The sequence below is a fragment of the Paracraurococcus ruber genome (assembly GCF_004353985.1).
Taxonomy (GTDB): Bacteria; Pseudomonadota; Alphaproteobacteria; order Acetobacterales; family Acetobacteraceae; genus Paracraurococcus; species Paracraurococcus ruber.
Window position 1 is genome coordinate 1 of the sequence record NZ_SMOA01000385.1, and the last position, 4,037, is coordinate 4,037.

Genomic DNA, 4,037 nt, shown 5'->3' on the forward strand with positions numbered 1-4,037 from the left:
GGGCGGGGCGGCGCCGGCTCCTCCGGCGGCGGGCCCTGCACCCGCGTCCCGGACCGGACCGAGAGAAGGTAGAACATGATCTCCGTGCGCCCCTGGTCCACCGCCGCATCCACGGCCGTCAGGCCGAGCACGTTCCGCGCCTCGAGGTCGGCGCCGCGCGCCACGGCATCCCGCGCCGCGGCGATGTCCCCGCGGTTGATGGCGTCGAACAGCGCCGCATTGGGCGAGAGGACCTGGTTCGGGTCGGCGGGAATCGGCGCCGGGGCGGTGCGGTTCTGCAGCCCGGGCAGGGCCGGCGGCGGCGGGCGGACGGCCCGGTTGCCGCCCTCCGGCGTCAGCGGGCCGCGGCCGCCGCGGGAGAGCTGCGCTGCGGCTTCCCCCGCCGGCAGGACGAGGCTGGCGAGCAGGAGCAGCGGCAGGAGCGGGGCGGAACGGCGCATGCCGTCTGCTTACCGCGCGGGGCGCGGGGTGGCCAGCCGGGGGCCGGGCGGCCCGCCCGCCCGTCGCGCGCCGCGTGTTCGCCGCACCACGCCTGCGGCTTCGGGCCAGGCATCGCGGGCCGGATGCCGCGCCGCGCGATGCCGCGCGGCATGGATGCGCCCGGCGGCCGGTCTCCCGGCGCCACTGGCCGGTTCGGACGAACCCGACCCTCCCTAGCGGCAGCCATTGCCCCGGAAGGTGAAGCCGGTCACCCGGCCCTCCTGCACCGCGAAGGTGATGGCGCAGGTGCGGGTCACCACCAGCGGCGGCGCGTAGATCGGGCCGCCGAAGCGCCGGCCGTAGAAGGGGCCGGGCCAGAAGGGGTCGCCGGGATAGACGGTGCTCGACGCCTCCTGGAATTGCAGGAACCGCGTGCCCTCCGTGGCATAGGTGGCGTTCGGCACGCCCAGGGCGCCGACCAGCTGCGCCTCGGTCTGGCCGACATAGGGCTGCAGCCGCGTCTCCAGCGGCGGCTCCTGCGCGCAGGCCGCTAGGGCCAGCAGCGCCGCCAGCAGCGCGGCCGGCCGCGTGGCCGGCAGGGCGCGGCGCATCAGCGTCCCTCCCGCCGCCAGGCCAGCACGGCCAGGCCGAGGACCAGCGGCAGGGCCAGCCAGGGCGGCAGCAGCGGCAGGGCGGCGATGCCGGTCACGGTATGGTCGCCGTTGCGGCGCAGGCCGATCCAGGCGGCGCCCTGCGCATCCCGCCCCGGCCCGACGCGGCGAAGCTCCGGCAGCGCCGGCTCCGGCCCGGCGCCCAGCCACCGCTGCGCCCCGCCGGTCGCCGCCAGGATGGGCGCCAGCCGGGCCGCATCGGCGCGCAGGTCGGCGACCTCCGGCGGGTTGGCGGCGGCGGCGGCCACGAAGGCGCTGCGCCGCACATCCGAGACCTGCCACACCCCCGGCTGGTCGGCCGGAAGCTCCGCCGTGGCGCGGCCGCCGGCGCCGGCCGTGAGCGGCGCGCGGCGGGTGCTGCCATCCGGCGCGGTCACCACCGCCTCGGGCGGCGGCCCGGCTTCCAGGCTGCGGCGCTCGATCCGCAGGTGGCCGCCCTCGATCCGCGCCGTCAGGTCCTCCTCCTCCAGTTCCGGCTCCCGCATCAGCCAATGCGCGGCGCGGCGGAGCAGTTCCGCCTGCGGCCCGCCGCCGTCATGGCCGCGCGACCACAGCCAGATATGGTCGGACAGCAGCAGCGCGACGCGGCCATCGCCGACGCGGTCCAGCACCAGCAGCGGCGCCCCGCCGGCGGCTTCCATCACGGTGGTGCCGGCCCGCGGGTCGGCGCGCATGCTGCGGTACCAGCGGCCCCAGCTCGCCTCGGAATTCTCGTCGCGGTTGGCGCCGGTCAGCCCCTCCGTCACCGGGTGGCGGGCGCCGATGCCGGTGACGCGGGGGCGGAAGGCGCCCTCGGCCGCGCCGGACTGGCCGAGGCCGGCCACCGGCCGCGCCGGCAGCACGGCGCCGAGCGGCGTCGCCGCCAGGCTGACCGAGCCGGCGAATTCCGGCCCCACCGACATCAGCAGCGCGCCGCCGCCGCGCACGTAGTCGGCGATGTTGCGCAGATAGGCCGGCGGCAGGATGCCGCGATTGGCGAAGCGGTCGAAGACGATCAGGTCGAACTCGCGCAGCTTCACCTGGAACAGCTCGCGCACCGGGAAGGCGATCAGCGCCAGCTCGTTCAGCGGCGTCAGGTCGTCCTTCTCCGGCGGGCGGAGGATGGTGAAATGCACCAGGTCGACGCCGGGATCGGCCTTCAGCAGGCGCCGCCAGGTGCGCTCGCCCGCGTGGGGTTCGCCGCTCACCAGCAGCACGCGCAGCCGGTCGCGCACGCCGGTCACCGTGACGACGGCGCGGTTGTTGAGGTCGCTGACCTCGCCCGGCCGCGCCTCGGCCGCCAGCTCGATGACGGTCGGGCCGCCGCGCTCGATCGGCACCTCGATGCGGTGCTCGCGCCCCACGGGCACGCTCTCGACCCGCGGCGGCTGGCCGTCCCGGCGGATGGAGAGGCGGGCCGAGCCGGCGACATTGGGCACGCCGAGATCGTCCACCGCGACGCGCAGTTCGACGCTGCGGCCGACGATGCCGAAGCCCGGCGCCTCGATGACGCGCAGCCGCCGGTCCGTCTCCCCGGCGCGGCCGGGCAGCAGGGCGTGGAAGGGGGCGTCGATCGGGGACGCCGCGGGGACGTCATGCACCTGCCCGTCGGTCAGCGCGATGACGCCGGCCAGGCGGGCGCGCGGGATGTCCGCCAGCGCCCGCTCCATGGCGGCGAACAGGCGGGTGCCCTGGTTGCCGCCCTCCGGCACCTCGACCGTGCGCAGCTCGAGCTCGGGCAGCCGGCCGGCGCGGGCCTCGATGGCGGCGCGGGCGGCCTCGATCTGCCGGGCGCGGTCGCCGATGCGGGCGCTGTCGGAGCGGTCGACCACCAGCAGCGCGATGTCGGGCCGCACCTCCCGCGTCTCCTCGACCAGGCGGGGATTGGCGAGGGCGAGGAGGATGAGGGCGAAGACCAGCGCCCGCAGCCCGGCCCCGCGCGCCCGCCGCCACAGCGCGGGGAGGAGCGAGAGCAGGGCGACGAGGCCGAGCGCGCCGATCAGCCAGGGCGGCAGGATGGGCGCGAGGTCGATGCCGGCGAGGGCCTGCTGCATTCAGCGACGATGCCTTTCCTGCCGCGGCGTCGCGGCGCGCTGTCGGGCTGCCGGCCGGCCCCGGCACGGGGCGCCCGGGCGGTGGGTCACGGCAGGGGGCGCGGGCCGGGGCCGCATCTAGTTGCCGAGCCTTTCGAGGATCGCCGGCACATGCACCTGGTCGCCCTTGTAGTTGCCGGTCAGCGCGTACATGACGAGGTTGACGCCGAAGCGGTAGGCGAGGGTGCGCTGCCGCGTGCCGCCCGGGATCACCGCGAAGGGGTTGTTGCCGCGGGCGTCGATCGCCCAGGCACTGGCCCAGTCATGCCCGCCGACGATCACCGGGCTGACGCTGTCATTGGCGCGGTCCTGGTCGCGCGCCACCCAGACCTGGCCGCCGGCGAAGCGCCCGGGCAGGTCGGGCAGCAGGTAGAAGGCGCGCTTGAGGACATGGTCCTCCGGCACCGGCGCCAGCGGCGGGATGGCGAGGTCGCGCGTGACGCGGCGCAACGCCGCGCGGGCGCCACTGGCGAAACCCTCGCCGCTGCCCTCGTCGCGCGTGTCGAACAGGATGATGCCGCCCTGGCGCATGAAGTCGTTCAGCGCCTTCACCGCCGCGGCGTCCGGCTGCGGCGCCTCCGCCGTCACCACCCAGTAGAGCAGCGGGAAGAGCGAGAGGTCGTCCTGCCCCGGCGTCACCGCCGCCGGCTCGGCCAGCGCCGCGGCGGTGCGGCGGTTGACGAAGTCGGAGAGGCCGAGCAGGCCCATGCGCTGCGTCTCGTCGAGCGAGGCATCGCCGGTGACGACATAGGCGAGGCGGGTGGCGAGCGCCGGGTCGGCCTCCCCCGCCGGGGCGCCGCGCTGCGCCGCGGCCGGCGCCGCCGCCAGCAAAGCGAGCAGCACCATCCCGGCGCGCAGCGGCATGGCGGCGCGG

The 4,037-nt window shown here is 77.0% G+C and carries 3 protein-coding genes and 1 pseudogene; all 4 read right to left on the bottom strand.

What is annotated here, in order from left to right:
- Positions 1–440, bottom strand: a pseudogene (locus tag E2C05_RS29465) (ankyrin repeat domain-containing protein); the annotation flags it as partial.
- Positions 441–653: 213 nt separating this feature from the next.
- Positions 654–1,031 (bottom strand): hypothetical protein, encoded by a 378-nt coding sequence (locus E2C05_RS29470; RefSeq protein WP_133223186.1) that lies wholly within the window; start codon positions 1,029–1,031, stop codon positions 654–656.
- Entirely contained in the window at positions 1,031–3,124 is a 2,094-nt protein-coding gene (locus E2C05_RS29475; protein WP_133223187.1) for a hypothetical protein, read from the bottom strand. The genes E2C05_RS29470 and E2C05_RS29475 overlap by 1 nt, the downstream gene beginning before the upstream one ends.
- Positions 3,125–3,241: 117 nt before the next feature.
- The coding region (locus E2C05_RS29480; protein ID WP_133223188.1) for a DUF4159 domain-containing protein at positions 3,242–4,037 on the bottom strand (796 nt) is incomplete at its 5' end.

Excerpts from the sequence above, each read along its gene's own strand:
- E2C05_RS29470 (WP_133223186.1), bottom strand. The coding sequence starts at position 1,031 with ATGCGCCGCGCCCTGCCGGCCACGCGGCCGGCCGCGCTGCTGGCGGCG.
- E2C05_RS29475 (WP_133223187.1), bottom strand. The coding sequence starts at position 3,124 with ATGCAGCAGGCCCTCGCCGGCATCGACCTCGCGCCCATCCTGCCGCCC.